General features: G+C 69.5%; 15 protein-coding genes. 9 read left to right on the forward strand and 6 right to left on the reverse strand.

Annotated features, from left to right (window positions below):
• Positions 1-178 precede the first annotated feature (178 nt).
• Positions 179-1,348 (forward strand): S8 family serine peptidase, encoded by a 1,170-nt coding sequence (locus KLK06_RS01375; protein WP_214633407.1) that lies wholly within the window; start codon positions 179-181, stop codon positions 1,346-1,348.
• A 105-nt stretch (positions 1,349-1,453) separates the two neighbouring features.
• Positions 1,454-3,568, forward strand: coding sequence for a serine/threonine protein kinase (locus KLK06_RS61250; protein ID WP_214633408.1), 2,115 nt, complete (start codon positions 1,454-1,456; stop codon positions 3,566-3,568).
• Positions 3,569-3,635: 67 nt separating this feature from the next.
• Here KLK06_RS61250 and KLK06_RS01385 read toward each other — a convergent pair whose 3' ends face one another.
• Complete coding sequence (locus KLK06_RS01385) at positions 3,636-4,058, reverse strand: YbaB/EbfC family nucleoid-associated protein (RefSeq protein ID WP_214633409.1); 423 nt, start codon at positions 4,056-4,058, stop codon at positions 3,636-3,638.
• Positions 4,059-4,183: 125 nt separating this feature from the next.
• Here KLK06_RS01385 and KLK06_RS01390 point away from each other — a divergent pair, with 125 nt between their 5' ends.
• Both KLK06_RS01390 and KLK06_RS01395 read left to right on the forward strand, forming a co-directional pair.
• Positions 4,184-4,510, forward strand: coding sequence for a hypothetical protein (locus KLK06_RS01390; RefSeq protein ID WP_214633410.1), 327 nt, complete (start codon positions 4,184-4,186; stop codon positions 4,508-4,510).
• On the forward strand, positions 4,507-5,382 hold the full coding sequence (locus KLK06_RS01395; protein WP_214633411.1) for a hypothetical protein: 876 nt from the start codon (positions 4,507-4,509) through the stop codon (positions 5,380-5,382). The genes KLK06_RS01390 and KLK06_RS01395 overlap by 4 nt, the downstream gene beginning before the upstream one ends.
• Here the strand turns inward: KLK06_RS01395 and KLK06_RS01400 are convergent.
• Together KLK06_RS01400 and KLK06_RS01405 are read right to left on the reverse strand one after the other, a co-directional pair.
• Positions 5,379-6,542: a WXG100 family type VII secretion target gene (locus KLK06_RS01400; protein WP_214633412.1), complete on the reverse strand. Its 1,164-nt coding sequence runs from the start codon at positions 6,540-6,542 to the stop codon at positions 5,379-5,381. The two genes, KLK06_RS01395 and KLK06_RS01400, sit on opposite strands and share 4 nt — an antisense overlap.
• Positions 6,539-6,850 carry a hypothetical protein gene (locus KLK06_RS01405; RefSeq protein ID WP_214633413.1) on the reverse strand — a complete coding sequence of 104 codons (312 nt, stop codon included), beginning with the start codon at positions 6,848-6,850 and terminating at the stop codon, positions 6,539-6,541. Before KLK06_RS01405 ends, KLK06_RS01400 begins: the two co-directional genes overlap by 4 nt.
• An 87-nt stretch (positions 6,851-6,937) precedes the next feature.
• Here KLK06_RS01405 and KLK06_RS01410 point away from each other — a divergent pair, with 87 nt between their 5' ends.
• The gene (locus tag KLK06_RS01410; RefSeq protein ID WP_214633414.1) at positions 6,938-7,240 is read left to right on the forward strand and encodes a hypothetical protein; all 303 of its coding nucleotides are present in this window, start codon (positions 6,938-6,940) and stop codon (positions 7,238-7,240) included.
• A 34-nt stretch (positions 7,241-7,274) separates the two neighbouring features.
• Here the strand turns inward: KLK06_RS01410 and eccCa are convergent, their stop codons facing one another.
• Positions 7,275-11,252, reverse strand: a complete 3,978-nt coding sequence (gene eccCa, locus KLK06_RS01415; RefSeq protein ID WP_214633415.1) for a type VII secretion protein EccCa — start codon at positions 11,250-11,252, stop codon at positions 7,275-7,277.
• Between the two features lie 97 nt (positions 11,253-11,349).
• On the opposite strand from eccCa, the gene eccD reads away from it, so the two are divergent.
• Complete coding sequence (gene eccD, locus KLK06_RS01420; protein ID WP_250904732.1) at positions 11,350-12,864, forward strand: type VII secretion integral membrane protein EccD; 1,515 nt, start codon at positions 11,350-11,352, stop codon at positions 12,862-12,864.
• A 44-nt stretch (positions 12,865-12,908) separates the two neighbouring features.
• Positions 12,909-13,352: a YbaB/EbfC family nucleoid-associated protein gene (locus tag KLK06_RS01425; protein WP_214633416.1), complete on the forward strand. Its 444-nt coding sequence runs from the start codon at positions 12,909-12,911 to the stop codon at positions 13,350-13,352.
• Positions 13,353-13,359: 7 nt separating this feature from the next.
• Here KLK06_RS01425 and KLK06_RS01430 read toward each other — a convergent pair whose 3' ends face one another.
• Positions 13,360-14,097, reverse strand: a complete 738-nt coding sequence (locus tag KLK06_RS01430) for a WXG100 family type VII secretion target (RefSeq protein WP_214633417.1) — start codon at positions 14,095-14,097, stop codon at positions 13,360-13,362.
• A 19-nt stretch (positions 14,098-14,116) separates the two neighbouring features.
• Positions 14,117-15,628: a hypothetical protein gene (locus KLK06_RS01435; protein ID WP_214633418.1), complete on the reverse strand. Its 1,512-nt coding sequence runs from the start codon at positions 15,626-15,628 to the stop codon at positions 14,117-14,119.
• 312 nt (positions 15,629-15,940) lie between these two features.
• Here KLK06_RS01435 and KLK06_RS01440 point away from each other — a divergent pair, with 312 nt between their 5' ends.
• Both KLK06_RS01440 and KLK06_RS01445 read left to right on the forward strand, forming a co-directional pair.
• A complete protein-coding gene (locus tag KLK06_RS01440; RefSeq protein WP_214633419.1) occupies positions 15,941-16,291 on the forward strand; it encodes a WXG100 family type VII secretion target in 351 nt (116 codons plus the stop codon).
• A gap of 29 nt (positions 16,292-16,320) precedes the next feature.
• Positions 16,321-16,638 carry a WXG100 family type VII secretion target gene (locus KLK06_RS01445; protein ID WP_214633420.1) on the forward strand — a complete coding sequence of 106 codons (318 nt, stop codon included), beginning with the start codon at positions 16,321-16,323 and terminating at the stop codon, positions 16,636-16,638.
• Positions 16,639-16,649: the final 11 nt, after the last annotated feature.

The following is a 16,649-nucleotide window of genomic DNA, read 5'->3' on the forward strand; positions in this document are numbered from 1 at the left end:
TGCCCGCCCTCGCGATGCCGACCGGTTCTCAACCACGGTCCGCCCGGCTCACCGGACGGACGCGGCATCGGCTTCCACCAGATCGCTTCCCGACCATGCTCGGCAGGCGACGAGGCTACGCCGATGTCCGTTTTACCCAGGTAAACACAGAGAGCCGAAGACGCTACGCTCTTCCGCCATGATCGGACGGACTCTCGCGGCGAGTGTGCTCGCCCTGCAGCTCACCTCGGCCCCCGCACTCGCCACGGTGCGGGTGGAGAGGGCAGCGCCGGTGGAGTGCAAGCCACGCAAGGGGACGACGCAACTGCCCGGCACCGAGCCGTGGGCGCAGCGAAGGCTCGACATCAAGAACGTGTGGCGCATCACCCGGGGCGCGGGCGTGAAGGTCGCGGTCGTCGACAGTGGCGTCGACTACCAGCACCCGCAGATCCAGATCTCCAAGTTCATCGACGTCACCCACACCGGCTACCGCGACTGCGTGGGGCACGGCACTGCCGTCGCGGGCATCATCGCCGGCCGCTATCTCGCCGGGGTCCCCTTCCACGGCGTCGCCCCCGAGGTCCAGCTCATCTCGGTGAAGCAGAGCAACAGCGAGGAGGGTGAGGTCGCCGACCTGGTCAAGGGCATCAAGGAGGCCGTGGACCGCAAGGCGGACGTGATCAACGTCTCGGTGCGGGCCGCCGACCATCCCGACCTGAAGGCGGTCATCCAGTACGCGCTGGCCAGGGACATCGTGGTCGTGGCCGCCGCCGGCAACATCACCAAGGAAGACGGGCCGCCCGAGCCCGCCTACCCCGCGGCCTACGAGGGCGTGCTCGCCGTGGGCTCCGCCAACAGCGACGGCCGCCGCGCCGACTCCTCCAACACGGCCACGCCGGTCGGCGTGCTCGGGCCGGGTGTGGACATCACCGCCCCGTGGACGGGCAAGAGCTACATGCGCGGCCTGGAGGGCACCAGCTTCGCCGCGCCGTACGTGGCGGGCGTCGCCGCGCTCGTACGCGCCCGCTTCCCCAAGCTCGACCAGCAGCAGGTACGGCAGCGCATCACCGCCACGGCCGACGGCTCGGTGGGCACCGGCACCGGAGCCGGGATGGTCAACCCGCTGCTGGCCGTCACCGCGTCGCTGTCCTTCGACCCGGCGGGCGCCCCTGTGGTCGCCCCGCCGCCGCCCTCGCCGCTGCCCGCCGACGCGGTGGCCAAGGCGCCGCGGCCCGACGAGCACGCGACGAACGTCGCCCTCCTGGTGACGGTCGGCGCGCTGGGAGTCGCCGCCGTGGCAGCGGCCGCGGCGTCGCTCATCCCGCTGGGCCGCCGCCGCGGATGGCGTGCCGGCCGTCCGGCCGCTTGATGTCTTTACGGTTAAATGTCAGGCCGCGTCCGAAACTACTGATACAGATGTGACAGATTTGGTTGAATGTACGGGAGAATCGAGTTTTGACTTGAAGGGAAAGAGATGCACCCTCTGCGGCCGGGTGATCCTGAGCGTTTAGGAGCTCACACCCTTTTCGGACGGCTGGACGAGGGGCCGCGAGGAGTCGCGTACCTCGGCAAGGAGTCCGAGGACGGACCCACCCGAGTGATCAAGCTGCTCCCGGCCGTTCCCGGCGCGGGGCCGCACGACGCTGAGCGGTTCAAGGGTGTCCAGCGTATTTCGAGCGTGTACGTCGCCAGGACGCTGGACGCCGGAATGCACGACGAGCAGCCGTACATCGTGCGCGAGCACATCGAGGGCCGCAGCCTGGCAGAGACGGTGGCGGCCGATGGGCCGCTCGACGGCGACACCCTGGAGCGGGTGGCCGTCGGCGTGCTGACCGCGCTGACCGCCGTGCACCTCGCCGGCGTCACACACCGTGGGCTCACTCCGCACAACGTGCTCATCGCCGCGGACGGCCCCCGCGTGACCGACATCGACCTCGGCGAGGCCGCCGGCGAGCTCGGCTACCGCTCGCCCGAGCAGCTCAGCGGGCTGGGGTACGGCCCTTACGCCGACGTGTTCGCCTGGGCCGCCACGATCGTCTTCGCCGCGACCGGGCAGCCCCCCTTCGGGCACGACGCCCAGGCGGTGCTCAACGGGGAGCCCGAGATCGGCGCGCTGGCCGAGCCGCTGCGCCGGGTGGTGCTCTCCGCGCTCTCCAAGGACGTCACGCAGCGGCCGACCACCTACACGGCGCTGCTGCAACTGCTCGGCGACAAGAGCGGCGCCGCGGCGCCGCGGGTGGGCGTCGTGGCCACGGTGCCACCGCCCCCGCAGGCGCCGGAGGGCGAGCTCTTCCCGCCGCAGACCATCCAGCTCCCGCCGCTGGAGGCGCCGGTCGAGCACCAGGCGCTGGCCGCGCACCAGCCGCCGCTCGAAGGCGTGCCGGTCCCGCAGCAGACGTGGGGCCCGCCGCCCGTGCCGCAGCAGGGACCGTGGGAAGGGGCGCCCGGCGGGCAGCAGCCGTCCCAGGTATGGCAGGCGCCACCGCAGCACGGCGGCGCCGCCCCCCGGCGCAAGTCGTTCCCCATCGGGCTCGCCGCGGCCGTCACGGCGGTCGCGCTGCTGTCCGGCGTGGGGCTGTGGGGCGCGGGCCACTACGCCAAGCTGGAGACGGTGTCCAACTCCTCGTCCGAGGCCAAGAACGGCGGCACGCTCGCGATCGGCGGGGGCGGCAGTGACTCGTCCACGCAGCAACAGCAGCAGCTCCCCGGCCAGCCCAATCCTCAGCAGTCGCAGCCCGACGTGACGGTGCCCTGGGCCTCCTCCAGCCCCGACCCGACCGACGTGGTCCCGCTGGTGCTGCCGACCGACTATCCCTCGTCGGCGCCCACCGCTCCGGAGTTCAGCACGGTCCCGACGCCGCAGCCGATCCTCACGCAGCCGGTGACCCAGCCCGCGACGCAGCCCGCCGCCCAGCCGACGGCGACGCAGCCCACCGCGAGCGCCACGGCTACCGAGCGCAAGAGCAAGAAGCGCCAGGCGAGCCAGACCCCGACTCCCACCGAGTCGAAGGAGCCGACGCCGGAGCCGACGAAGTCGAAGGACCCGGACCCCACGCCGGAGCCGACGAAGACCAAGGAGCCGGAGCCCACGCCGACGAAGACCACCGAGGACCCCAAGCCGACGCCGACGAAGACCACGGCCAAGCCGACGCCGACGCCCACGAAGACCACGGCCAAGCCGACGCCCACGCCGACCAAGACCACGGCTAAGCCGACGCCCACGCCGACGAAGACCACCGCCAAGCCGACGCCGACGCCGCCCAAGACGAACCCCTACACGCCGACGCAGGTCTGCGGATCCGGGTTCAGCGTGCAGCGCAGCGGTTCGTTCTCGGGCGGGGTGACGTACCAGCTCTACAACAGCGGCACCGGCGAGAACTGCGTGGTCACCATGAAGACCGCGAACGTGGGTCAGAAGACCCCGGTCAGCGCGACGCTCGACGTGCAGAGCGGGGGGAGCAAGACCGACTCCGGCAGCTACGAGTACTACGCCGGCCCGGTCAAGCTGCCCGCCAAGGGCAAGTGCGTGAAGTTCGCGGGCAGCGCCGGTTCCGGCAGCACAAGCGCCCCGTATGGAAACTGCGGCTGAGACGGTCAGCACGCGAACAGCGGGGCCGGTGAGGAGTGATCCTCACCGGCCCCGCTGTCTTTGGAGCTCAGTCCTCCCAGGCGCGCTGCGTGCGGCGCATCCCTTCGAGCCGTTCGCCGGTCTCCCTGGCGTAGGCGTCCTGCAGCTCGTCCAGGTCGCGCTTGAACGTGCCCAGCGGATCCTCGTCGCCGAGCGGCAGCCCGAGCAGTTCGCGGGCCTGCCGCTCGTGGTCTTCCTGAGCGGCGCGTACGGCCTCGACCACGTCGCGGCCCAGCTCTTCCGGATCCAGCCGCATGGCCCGGTGGGTGATCTGCACGTCGATGAGTTTGCTGTCGGCGTCCACGCGCGCGGTCACCGTCCCGCCGCGGCTCTCGCCCGAGCCGGTCACCTGACGTAGCTCCCGCGTGGCCTGTTCGAGCTCGCGCATCGTCCGTTCGCTGGCCTGTACGAGCCGGTCGAGCTCGTCGAGGCGGGGGTCACTGGAATCCATGCGCTCCACGGCATCGGCAGCAGGTTAACGAACGCCCATCGGCAGCCGTCCAAACGTCTAACTGATCATTAAGAGTGCCGTGCAAACAGGGAGGTAAGGGACAACATCGGGAAGAATTCGTACATATGACGACGAAAGCGGTTGCGCCGGGGCAGGAGATCTACGTCACCTCCACGGCCATCGGTCACACGCGCGATCGGGTCGACGACGAGCTGAAGGCGGCGATCTCCTTCGTCAGGAGCCTCGTCGGCACGGTCGGGGTCGAGGCCCCGGGCTTCGGCGTACTCGGGGAAATGGTGCTGGGTGGCACCTACGACGGCATGTGCCGCTGGGCCGACAGCACGCTGGGCCAGGCGGAGGAGACAGTGGACAGCTGGGTGGGAGCGCTCGGCATCGGGGAGCGCAACTGGCGCGCCGCCGAGAAGCAGAGCGCCGTGAGGTATCGCAAATGAGCTACCCGCACCCCGCCTACAACCCGCCCTCCGCCCCGTACAACGCCTACAACCCGTACAACTACAACCCGTACAGCTACACGCCGCCCAACACCTACGGGCCGCCGCTCACCCCCTACAACCCGCCTCCGCCTCCGACGGTGCCGGAGCCGATCGGGCCCAAGGTGCTGGAGTCGCTGAAGAGGCTGGGCCGGATCTCGGCCTGGGTCATCCCCGCCGTGGTCGTCGCGGGCACGGCCATCGCCAACGAGCCGGGCATGGCGCAGGCGGCCACGAACTGGAAGAACGGCATCGCGGGCCGGCTCGACGACGGGGTCAAGCAACTGCTGCCCCAGCTCGTCGCCACGTCGCGGAGCGGCTGGATCGCCCTCGACCAGCAGGAGTTCGAGCGGGTCGTGTGGATCTTCCACCGGGAGATCGGCGCGCTGCGCGGCGTGCTCGGCGACGTGGGTGGGATGGTCGACGAGGTGGCCGCCGGGTACCGGAGCTACTGGGTCAAACTGGCCACGCTGGGCGTGACCACGCTCACCCTGCTGATGTTCGCCAAGCGACTGCAGGCGTTCCCGCACACCAAGCTGTATGGCGGCCTGCTGGAGAAGTTCGTCGCCTCCGGAACCAACGGCGCGGTGGCCATACTGACCTTGACGCTGGTGTCGGGTCTGCGCGGAGCGGGAGACATCATGTCCTCCGTGATCAAGAAGGAGCACCAGTTCGGCTACATCAAGCCGAGCGGCGCCGCCGCGGTGAACTTCGAGCAGGCGACCATCAACGCCAAGGGGTTCCCGTCGTTCCAGGCTCCGGACAAGCCCGGCGACCTGCCCAAGGGCTATGAGAAGTTCGACTGGGTGGAGCCCAACCAGGAGTCCACTTAGTAGGGCCGGTACGGGCCGCCCTGCTCCACCGACTTGATGCCCGGGTGATCGGCGAGCGATCCGTACCGGTCGTAGGTGTACAGCACCCCGGCGATGATGTTGTCCACCGGCTCCAGGATCTGCTTGTGTCCCGGCAGGCTGTTGTGGTCGAACGTGGGCGGGATGGTCTGCATCAGTCCCTGTGACGGCACGCCGTTCTTGGCGTTGATGTCCCAGTTGTTGATGGCGCTCGGGTTGCCCCCGGACTCGTGGTAGATGACGGTCCAGATCCGCTGGATGGTCTTGGGGTCGTTCGGGTCGAGGTCCTGGAGCTTGCCCAGCAGCCCCCTCTTCCGCAGCGCATCCGCCATCTCCGGCGACTTGATGACCCGGAGGGCCTCCTTGATCCATCCCACGACCTCGGCCTTGGGCGCGGGGGCGTTACCGGCCGAGGAGACGCCGCCGCTGTAGGCGTAGCCGGCACCGCCGCTCGCGCCGCCGCCGTCGCTGCCGCCGGCGGCGGCCGCCGACTCCAGCGAGGTGCGCTTGTCGTCGAACGGTGTCCTGACCCACTCGACCTTGTTGTCGCCCGCCTCGAAGTCGGCTCCGTCCGGCGGGGGGATCTTGGTGAAGAAGCCGAACCCGGCATCCGCGCCGAGCTGCTTGGCCAGCGCCTTCTTGGCGTCCTCGAGGTCGCCTTCGGCCTTCTCGACCAGACTCTCGGCCTGCGTGACGTTGCCGCTGACGATCGTCGTACGCGCGAGCGCGGCTTCGGCATCCTGCGAGGTGGCCTTGGGATTCAGCTTCGCGTACTGGCTCTTGTACGTTGCCGCGCGCTCGACCGCGTCCTGGCAGAGCGTGCTGACCTTGCCGTGGGCGTCCTCCAGCGAGGTGGCCGCCTTGTCGAGAGCGTCGGCGCAGGCCGTCAGCGCCTCGTTGAGATCGGTGCTCGCCCGCGGGTAGGCGCCCATGTGCTTGGTGAAGGCATCGGCCGAGCCGCCCTGCCACGCCTTGTCCACCTCGCCGACCGCCTTGGTCAGGGAGTTGGTCGACCTGGTGACGTGACCGGCCGCCGCCCGCCAGGCGCCGGCGGTGCTCCTGATCGCCTGCGGATTCCCGGTCACCTTCGCGAGGAGCGCGGCGAGCCGCTCACCACCGGGCAGATCGCTGACCCCGCTCATCCGCCGGAGGCCTTCGCCGCCTTGCGCAGGTTGGTCTCCACCTGGTCGATGGCCTTCTCGACGCTGTTCAGCCGGCTCTTACCCGCCTGCAGTTCTTCCTCGAGCGCCCGCCACACCTTGTCGACGTCCGTGGCCAGGTCGCCGGAGTCCTTGAGGGCGCCGAAGGTCTTCGACGAGGTCTGCCCGGTCGGTGCCGAGGACTTGGTGCCCTCGAACGCGTCGTCCAGGTCGAGCATGTTCGCCACCTTGCGGGCCCGTTTCCCGCATTCTTCGAGCGCCTGGTAGTGCACGTCGACCCAGCCGCTCATCGGACCCCCAGACGACTTGCTGTGAAGTGCACAAAACATGAGCATAGTGGACAGTTATCTGAGATGTCCTTGAGGAAGGAGAAACGATTGGGGCAGGAAGCCAGCTACTCCGCGCAATGGCCAAAAATCCGGCGTGGGGCCGAAACGGCGAAGGAGGAGGCCGAGCACGTGCGCAAGGTCCGTGACGAGCTGCGCGCCGTGTTCGTGGCCGAGGGGCGGCCCATGGGGGACGACCAGTACGGCGCGGAGTTCGAGAAGAGCTTCCCCCTCCGGACGAAGGCCGTCTTCAAGGGCTTCGAGGACTACATCGACGAGCTGGAGGGTGTGGGCGACGGGCTGCACGTCAACGCCAACACGTATGAGACCGCCGAGCTCGACTCACAGGGCTGACCAGCGTGTGCGCACAGGTGACACGGCCGACGATCTACGGCGTGTCCAGGAACGCCGTCTGGATCAGGCGCGCCCCCGACCTCCTGTCCACGTAGAAGCCGCGGCCCGGCGGGAGCGGCTGCGGACGCACGTTGCCGAACAACGCGCCCTCGTCCTTGTTGCCCGACATGATCAGCGCCGGGCTCGCCATCTCCTTCAACCGCTGGACGGCCGGGTCGAACATGGACCGGCTCGCGCCGCCCATCTGGCGGGAAATGATCAGGTGCAGGCCGATGTCGCGGGCCTGCGGCAGCAGTTCGGCCAGGGGCGCCAGCGGGTTGTTCGAGGTGGCGACCAGGTCGTAGTCGTCCACGATGATGTACAGGTCGGAGCCCTGCCACCAGCTACGCTCCCTGAGCTGTTCCGGCGTGAGGTCCGCCGGAGGGAGCCGCTTGAGCAGCGCGGTGCGGGCGTCCTTTATCAGCTCGGCCGCGGCGGTGCTGGAGGCCGCGTACCCGATGCGGTGGTCGGTGACCGCGGTGTCGAGCAGGGCGCGACGGTAGTCCAGCACGATCATCATGCATTCCTTGGGCGTCTTCCTCGCGACCAGGCCTTCCATGATGAGCTTCAGCACGTTCGACTTGCCGCACTCGGTGTCGCCGAACACGATGAAGTGCGGGTCGACGTCGAAGTCGAGCGCGACCGGCGCCAGGGCGGCCTCGTCGATGCCGATGGCGATCCGGTTCGGCCCGGTCAGGGCGGGCTCCGGGAGCGACGCGGCGGGCAGCAGCGCCGGCAGCAGCCGCACGGGGCGGGCGGCAGGACCCTGCCAGGAGGCCCGTACGACCTCCACCAGCGAGCGCACCCCGGCGGAGAGGTCGTCGGCACCGCGCACCCCGTCGACGCGCGGCAGCGCGGACAGGAAGTGCATGCCCTCCTTGGTCAGCCCGCGCCCCGGCACGCCTTCCGGTACGGCCAGCGCCGCCTTGCGGCTGACCTCCGACTCGTAGGCGTCACCGAGCTTGAACTCGAGCCGGGTGCCGAACAGGTCCCTGATCCCCGCCCGGAACTCCGACCACTTGTTGGTGGAGGCGATGATGTGGATGCCGTACCCGAGCCCTCTGGCGGCCATGTCGGTGATGACCCCCTCCAGCGCCTCGAACTCCTGGCGGATGGTCAGCCAGCCGTCGATCAGCAGGAAGATGTCGCCCCAGCCGTCGCCCTCGTACTCTCCCGAGGCCACGAGACGGCGGTAGGTGCTGATCGAGTCGATGCCGCGCGCGGCGAAGTCGCGCTCGCGCTGCTGGAGGATCGTGGCGAGCTCGGCGACGGTCCTGCGTACCCGGTCGCCGTCCATGCGGGTGGCCACGCCGCCGACGTGCGGCAGGCCGTCCAGCGCGGCCAGCGCGCCACCGCCGAAGTCCAGGCAGTAGAACTGCACCTCGCGCGGCGTGTGCGTGAGCGCCATGCTGGTCACCAGCGTGCGCAGCACGTTGCTCTTGCCGCTCTGCGTGCCGCCCGCGACGCCGACGTGGCCGGCCGCCCCCGACAGGTCCAGCCAGTACGGGTCGCGACGCTGCTCGAACGGCTTGTCGATGATTCCCACGACCCCGGCCAGGCGGCCCCGGCCGTCCCAGCCGGGCGTGGACAGGCCGAGTTCGGGGGTGACGGTCAGCGGAGGCAGCAGGTGCGCGAGGGTCGGCGGCTCGCCGAGCGGCGGCAGCCAGATCCGGTGCGCGGCGGGGCCGTGCCCGGACAACCGCTCCACCATGATGTCGAGCAGGCTGACTCGCGGCCCTCTCTCCTCGTCCGTCCTGGCGACCTCCTTGGCCGGCTCCTCCACGACCGGGAGCGGCGCGTAGGCCGGGCCGTACTCGACGACCTGGCGGATCGTCGTGTCGCCGCCCTCGGGGGCCGCCAGGCGGGGGTCGCTCTGGTGGGGGCCGGACACGTACGCGGCCTTGAACCGGGTCATCCCGGTCGTGTCGAACTTGAGGAAGCCGTTGCCCGGCGCGGACGGCAGCTCGTAGGCGTCGGCCACACCGAGCACGACGCGGCTCTCCATGGCCGAGAACGTACGCAGCCCGATCCGGTACGACAGGTGCGTGTCCAGGCCGCGCAGCCGGCCCTCCTCCAGCCGCTGGGAGGCCAGCAGCAGGTGTACGCCGAGCGAGCGGCCGAGCCGCCCGATCATCACGAACAGCTCGATGAACTCCGGCTTGGCCGACAGCAGCTCACTGAACTCGTCCAGCACCACGAAGAGCGTCGGCATCGGCGCCAGTTGGGCGCCCTGCTCGCGGGCCCGCTCGTAGTCGCGCAGCGAGGCGTAGTTGCCGGCCGAGCGCAGCAGCTCCTGGCGGCGCACCATCTCGCCGTGCAGCGCGTCGTACATGCGGTCGACCAGCGGGAGCTCGTCCTCCAGGTTGGTGATGACCGCGGAGACGTGGGTGAGCGTGTCGAGCCCGAGGAAGGTGGCGCCGCCCTTGAAGTCGACCAGGACGAAGTTCAGGATCTCCGACGAGTGGGTGACGGCCAGGCCGAGCACCAGCGTGCGCAGCAGCTCGCTCTTGCCGGAGCCGGTGGCGCCGATGACCAGGCCGTGCGGGCCCATGCCGCCCTGCGCCGACTCCTTGATGTCCAGCTCGACCATCCGGCCGTCGGCGCCGAGGCCGATCGGCACCCGCAGCCGGTTGCGGCCCGCCCGCGGCCGCCAGGTCAGCGCCGGATCCAGCCGCAGGGGGTCGCCGATGCCGAGCAGGTCGGTCAGCGTGGTGTTGACCGACAGCACATCCTCGACCTCGCCGCCGCTGGTGGCGGAGGCGCGCAGCGGCGCGAGCTGCCTGGCCAGCCCCTCCACCCGCAGGTAGTCGAGCTTGTCGGGGTTGCCGAGCCGGGTCTTGTTCTCCTTGCCGGCGTGGTCCAGCTTGATCATGTGGAAGCCGTCGGGCTGGATCTCCAGCCGGAGCGTGGCCTTCTCCTCCACCGGCCCCGTGGCCCCGGACAGGTCGATCACCGTGACGCCCTGGATGGCGTCGGTGCCGAGCTGCGAGTCGTGCGGCACGTGCCCGCCGTCGACGATGAGCACGTGGTATGGCAGAGCGTCCGCCGGCGAGCCGGGCCGGAACCTGGCCCGCTCCTTGAGCTCGGTACCCACCAGGCGGTCCAGCTCACTCATGTTCTCGGCCATCAGGCGCACGGGCCCGGCGGCGTCGACCTCGTCGGGGTGCAGCGCGTGGGGCAGCCACTTGACCCAGTCCCAGTGGCCCATCCACTCCTGGCCGGCGCACACCATGATCCGCAGGTCGTCCGGCGAGTGGAACACCGCCATCTGGCCGATCATGGCCCGCACCAGCTCGCGCATGGCCATCGGGTCGCCGCTGAGCTTGATGCGCGCGAACGAGCCCAGCGCCACGGCCACCGGCAGCTCCGACACCGTCGCGTGCGCCCTGACGAACCTGCGCAGCGCACCGGCCGACAGCGCGTCGAGGTCCTCCACCGGCTTGGAGTCCGGCGGGATGAGCTGGATGGCCAGCTTCTGCACGCCGGTGCCGAGCCTTACCGTGCTGAAGTCGTCGTCACGCGGCCGGCGCTCCCACAGACGGGGGCCCATCGCGATCCACCAGAGCGCGTCGGGCTCGGGGCCGCTCCACTCCAGTGCCTCGCGCTGCTGCTTGGCCGCCCGCCTGACCTTCTTGCGCACCTGCGACAGGTAGCGGAAGTAGTCGCGGCGGGCCCCGTTGAGCTTGTGCTTGCGCTCACCCGCCTGGCGGCCCATCTGCCCCAGCGTCATGCCGACCATGGAGACCGCGAACATGCCGCTGGCCACGTACATGATCGGATTGGAGTTGCCGCCCGCGGTGAACATCAGGGCCATCGCGGCGGCGCCCGCCACCATGGGCAGATACGTGAGCACCAGCATGAAGCCCTGGCCCTGGACCTCGGGGATCTCAGGCGGCGATTCGAGCAGGATCTCCCCGCGCGGAGGCTTGGGGCTGGGACGACGTTCGGGTCGCCGGACAACGACGATGCTCACCGTGGAATGGTCCTCCGTATCGGTTGCTGACCTTCTTACCAGAAGCGACCCGATATGTTCTCTCTTGTCCATGATGCTCGTGGGACGGAGTCCAGCGATGGGATCGATGGTCCACGGACCGGCCGTTCAGGGACCGTTTCCGCAGGGTCCGCCGCGCCTGCCAGGCCCGCCGCACCTGCAGGGCCCCCCGCATCCGCCGGGGCCCATGCAGGTCAGCTCGCTCGCCCAGGTGCACGTGCCGCTGCCCCCGCTGTGCCACGTGACGATCGTGGGACCGCGGCGCAAGGCCGACCTGGCGCTGCCCGCCGACATCCCGCTCCCGCACGTCCTGCCCGGCCTGCTGCGCGCCCTGGACGAGCTGGGCGGCGAGTCCGCCGCCGCGCCGGGATGGACGCTGCAGCGGCTCGGCGGCTCCCCGCTCGACCTGGGCCAGAGCCTCGGCGCGCTGGGCATACTCGACGGCGAGGTGCTCTACCTCAGGCCGCGCGAGGCGATCCTGCCGCCCGCCCTGTACGACGACGTGGCCGACGTGGTCGCGACCGGGGTGAAGAACTCCTCGGGCATCTGGGAGGGCAGGAACACCCGGCTGATGGGCGCGAGCGGCGCGCTCGGGCTGCTGGTCGTCGGCGCGCTCGCCCTGGCGCTCTCCGGAGCGCCCCCGCTGGTCGTCACGGTGGTGGCGGCCCTGATGGCGCTCGTGATCGTGGCCACCGGCGCGGCCCTGTCGAGGGCGGTGGGCGACTCCCTGGCCGGCGCCCTGATCGGGCACGCGGCGCTGCCGTACGGCTTCATGGCGGGCCTGTTCGCACCGGCCAGCGGCGGCGTCCTGAACATCGGTGCTCCCCACCTGCTGGCCGCGCTCGCCTGCACCGCGCTGGTGGCGACCATCGCGGGCGCGCTGATCTCCGACGGCGTACCGGGATTCCTCGGTACGGCCGTCGCCGCGACCTGCGGGGCGATAGGCGCGGCCGTGGTCATGGTGTGGGGATCGCCGCCCGCGGGAGTGGCCGGGGTGACGGTGTCGATCCTGCTGGGGTTGAGCCCGCTGGTGCCCACGCTGTCGTTCCGCCTGGCCAAGGTGCCGCTCCCGGCCATGCCCACCACCGCCGAGGAACTGCGGGCCGACAACCAGCGCCTGGACAGCACGGCCATCCAGGAGCGGACCATCATCGCCCAGCGCTACGCCACCGGCATGATCATCGCGGTCGGGCTGGTGGCGCTGGTCTCCGAGGTGCTGCTGGCGACGTACGGCGGCTGGGTCGCCTCCCTCATGACCGGGACGCTCGGACTGACGCTGATGATGCGGGCCCGGGTCTTCCGCGGTGTCCGTCAGCGGCTGTGGCTGATCACCGTCGGTCTCGCCGCGTTCGGCATGCTGGCGCTGACCCTCGGCCCGAAGTCCGGCGTCATCGGGGCCGTGGCCGTGGCGATCATCATGCTGTGGCTGGCGCTGACCGCCGTCGGCATCGGCCTCTGGCTGCCTACGGGCCGGCCGTCGCCGTTCTGGGGCCGTGCGGCGGACATCGTGGACGTCATCCTGATCGTGGAGCTCTTCCCGCTTGCGCTGGGCGTTCTGGAGGTCTATTCCTGGGTGCGCGGTTTGTCGGGCTGATAGGTTGCTGCGCGATTTAACACTGCTGTGAGAGTGGAGTGAAGATGCAGGAGTTTGGGGACTTCGCGAACATCGACATCGAGAAGCTTCTCAAGGGCGCGGACGAACAGTTCGCCCGCATCGAAGAGCTCCAGAAGAACATGACCGACATCGTCGGGCGGGCCCAGGACGACGACGGCCTGGTCACGATCGCGTACGGCAGCGAGGGGCTGCGCGACCTCCTGCTGCATCCCAAGGCGATGCGGCTGAGCTCGGGCGAGCTGTCCGAGCTCATCAAGGAGCAGCTCCAGGCGGCGACCGCGGACCTGCAGAGGCAGGTCACCGAGGCCATGGGCGAGGCGTTCGGCGACGAGGACAACCCGATGAAGTACGTCGACGACCCCGAGGCCGCCCTGCACAAGATCAAGGAGGCCGAGTCCGCCTACAACCGGACGTTCGAGGACGTCATGGGCGAGCTCGACCGCATCCGCCGCCGCCTGGACCTCTGACCGTCGCCTAGGCGTCCTTCTTCGTGCCCAGGGGCTTGTGGTCCTTGCCGAACCGGGGCAGGTTGGGAATGTAGACCTGCTCGAACACCGGCATCTCCTTGGAGTCCGTGGGCGTGACGGCCTTGTTCATGTTCTCCGAGGCGCTCTGGCTCATCTGCAGGGCCACCGTCGCGGCGATGCTGCCGGCTGTCGCGTAGATGGCCATGCTGCTGGTCGCGATCTTCCTCAGCGCGGCGAGCGCAGCGCTGCCCGAAGCGGTGGTGGCGAGCTCTATCGCCGGTGCCGCGGGAGGGAAGGTCTTGCTCGCGACGCTGGCAATGGAGAGGGCGACCAGGACCGAGGCTACGGAGACGCCGGCCACGGACATCTGGAAGGAATTCTGGGCGAGCTGGTCGAGCGCTCTCGCGAGTGCTTCGTAGATCTGCGAGCCGTTCTTGGCCTGGGCGGTGAACTTCTTCATCGCCGCGTCAACGTCCGGACGCGCCATCTTCTCCCAGTCGTCGTCGCTGATGGTGTTTATGGCGGTGTCGATGGATGTCGCCGCGTTGTCGACCGTCTTGGTCATGCCGCGGGTGTGCCTGGCCGCTTCACGGATGTCGCTGGGGCTGGAGTACATCGTGCCGATAAGCGTCCCGGCGAACTTGGAGATCGTTTTCAGTGCGGGATTGGACGGCATCACCGCAGCAGCGAGGCAAAGTCCCATCGCCACGGAGTAGTAAGTTGTGCCGTTTGAGTAATAGTCCATGTCATCCCTGGGGTCAGCTCTACACGGTGCTCTTGTTGTCGGCGTCCCGGATGAAGCCGGCTCCCGTTTGGAGTTGCTCGTCCCATGCGCCTAGTTGGTGCTTGGCGCTCTTAAGGTAGTCGGCGGCCGTCGAACGGGCCGAGTGGTACGCGGGGGCGAACGTCACCGCGCCCAACAGGCCGAACCCCGGGAAGCCGATGTCGATGTTCCGGGCCGTGTCCTCCGCGGCGCCCATGTGGTCGCCTGGGGTGTCGCCCTTGCCGTCTTTGGAGGGGCCGATCGCCTTGCCAAGCTTCTCCATGACCTCGGGGCGGATCTTGCGCCAGCCGCCGTCCACGCCGTCTGCCGCGAGCTTGGCGTCCCTCGCGGTTTTGGGGGTGTCCTTGCTGTCGGTTTTGTCGTCGCCTTTGCCCTTGCCCTGGTCATCACCCCCGCCCCCGCCCCCGCCCCCGCCGCCTCCGGTGGAGCTGGGGGTTTCGGCGGACGGGGTGCCCGCGCTCGGCATGTCCGCGCTGGGCATGTCCGCGCTGGGCATGTCCGCGGCCGGAGTCTCCGCGGTGGGTGTGTCCGCGGCCGGAGTCTCCGCGGTGGGTGTGTCCGCGGTTGGCAGGTCCGGGGTGGGGGTTTCCGTGGTCGGCGTTTCCGGGGTGCCGGAGCCGGGGTCCTCGGTGCCGCCGCTACCGGCTGACGGATCCGTCGAGGGAGTCTCGGGAACGGTCGTGCCGTCCTGGCCGTCGGGCACGCTGGGGTCGGTCTGGCTGCCCGGGTCCGTCTGAGAGTCCGCGGGATCCTGCCCCTGGGAGCCGCTGGGGTCTTCCTGGCCGGTGCCGGGGTCGGTTTGTGGGTCCGACGTGTCGCCCTGGTCGCCCTGGTCGCCGGTGTCCGTGCCGTTCTGGTCGTTGGTGTCGTCCTGGTTTCCGGTGTCGTCCTGGTCCTGCGGGGCGTTCGGGTCCTCGGTCGCGTCGTCCGACGTGCCGGTGCCGTCGGGGTTCGCGCTCTCGTCGGCGTCTGAGGGCTCCCACGCAGGGTCGCCTTCGGCGGCCTGCGGATCGACCGAGCCGGGCTCGCCGTCGATCACGTCGTCCACCGTCTCGGGCCCGACACTCAGTTGGTCGGACTGGACCTCGGCCACCGTGGGGTCCCCCTGGCCGTCGGCCGGGCCCGCCTGATCCGGTGGGATCTGGTCGACGGCAGGTCCTGCCTGGTCCGGCGGGACCTGGTCGACGGCGGGTCCCGCCTGGTCTGGCGGGATCGCCTGGTCGTCGATGGTGCCCGACTGGGTCGTCTGGTCGGCGACCGAGCCGGCCTCGACGAGGCTCACGGGGTCTCCCGAAGTGCCGCCGTCCTGGGGGCTCGCCGGGGAAGTGTCCCCGTTCGCGCTACCCGCGGAAAGGACGGTCGTTCCACCGTCGATCGAGCCCGGGGGCGCGGTGCCCACCTGGACTTCGCTCGGTCCCTCCTGCGGCGGGGGAGAGCTCCAGTTGAGCAGGCTGTCGATGCTCGACCGCCCCACGGTCCCGAATTCGGCCACCTGTCGCCCTCCCAGCAATCAACACAGAAGCGGCAAAAGCGTATCTGTGAGGCTGCTGGGCCGTACAGGTTGTGGGCTTTACGACAAGTCGCGACCACCCAACAGCGGGGCCAGTCAGAAATCGGCGGCCCGTCTACCTGCTTGTTTACCAAGAAGTCGCCTAACGGTGACCTAGCCGTTATGTTAAGTATCTGTTATTTCTGGGGCAGATGGGGGCTAGCATGCCATTTGATGTTGTTTGCGGGGGTACCCGGGTTGACCGGACCTACGGCACCGCCGTACAGAACCAGACCTTGTTGACCTGGAGGTCCAATGGCCACACTTATGGGTACGGCGCCCACAAAGCTCATCAAGGCTGCCGGCCAGTGCGAAACCACCGCCCAGTACATCGAGGGCATGCGCCAGAGGGTGCAGACCATCAAGGGTGACCTGATGAACGCGGGCTGGAAGGGCGGCGCCTCCCAGCAGTTCGGCAAGGCTCTCGACGCCTGGGACGTCGACTTCCGTCAAGTGATCAAGATCCTTGAGGAGATCTACGACAAGCTGAACGTCGGTGCCGGTGTGTACGCCGACGCCGCGCAGCAGAACATGGACATCTCCAGCGGGCTCAACAGCGCTGGCGGCGCCGGCCGTATCGACTCGCTCATCAACGCGTCGAACTAAGCCCCCCAGCAGCTAGGACGGAGACACTCATGGCCGACAGCACGTTCACCCCAGAGGACTACACCTACGCCCACTTCCCCAACATGGAAGCGGCGTACGAGCAGCTGAAGTCGATCGTCACCGAGCTGGACCGGGTGACGGACGATCTCTACAACGACGTCAGGACCACCCTCGGCGCGGACTGGGAGGGTGAGGCCAAGACGTTCTTCGACGGCAAGAAGGCCCAGTGGGACAACCTCGAGGTTGAGATGGGCAAGCAGCTGTTCGAAGCGGCTAAGGCCGTCGAGATCGCCAAGGGCAACTACCAGACCGCTGAGCGGCGCAACATCAGCATCTGGACCGACTAGCAGTCCGTTGC

The organism is Nonomuraea sp. NEAU-A123 (assembly GCF_018603905.1).
Classification (GTDB): domain Bacteria; phylum Actinomycetota; class Actinomycetes; order Streptosporangiales; family Streptosporangiaceae; genus Nonomuraea.

Excerpts from the sequence above, each read along its gene's own strand:
- KLK06_RS01430 (WP_214633417.1), bottom strand. The coding sequence starts at position 14,097 with ATGGACTATTACTCAAACGGCACAACTTACTACTCCGTGGCGATGGGA.
- KLK06_RS01425 (WP_214633416.1), top strand. The coding sequence starts at position 12,909 with ATGCAGGAGTTTGGGGACTTCGCGAACATCGACATCGAGAAGCTTCTC.
- KLK06_RS01395 (WP_214633411.1), top strand. The coding sequence starts at position 4,507 with ATGAGCTACCCGCACCCCGCCTACAACCCGCCCTCCGCCCCGTACAAC.
- KLK06_RS01375 (WP_214633407.1), top strand. The coding sequence starts at position 179 with ATGATCGGACGGACTCTCGCGGCGAGTGTGCTCGCCCTGCAGCTCACC.
- KLK06_RS61250 (WP_214633408.1), top strand. The coding sequence starts at position 1,454 with ATGCACCCTCTGCGGCCGGGTGATCCTGAGCGTTTAGGAGCTCACACC.
- KLK06_RS01400 (WP_214633412.1), bottom strand. The coding sequence starts at position 6,542 with ATGAGCGGGGTCAGCGATCTGCCCGGTGGTGAGCGGCTCGCCGCGCTC.
- KLK06_RS01445 (WP_214633420.1), top strand. The coding sequence starts at position 16,321 with ATGGCCGACAGCACGTTCACCCCAGAGGACTACACCTACGCCCACTTC.
- eccD (WP_250904732.1), top strand. The coding sequence starts at position 11,350 with ATGGGATCGATGGTCCACGGACCGGCCGTTCAGGGACCGTTTCCGCAG.
- KLK06_RS01385 (WP_214633409.1), bottom strand. The coding sequence starts at position 4,058 with ATGGATTCCAGTGACCCCCGCCTCGACGAGCTCGACCGGCTCGTACAG.
- KLK06_RS01440 (WP_214633419.1), top strand. The coding sequence starts at position 15,941 with ATGGCCACACTTATGGGTACGGCGCCCACAAAGCTCATCAAGGCTGCC.
- KLK06_RS01405 (WP_214633413.1), bottom strand. The coding sequence starts at position 6,850 with ATGAGCGGCTGGGTCGACGTGCACTACCAGGCGCTCGAAGAATGCGGG.
- KLK06_RS01390 (WP_214633410.1), top strand. The coding sequence starts at position 4,184 with ATGACGACGAAAGCGGTTGCGCCGGGGCAGGAGATCTACGTCACCTCC.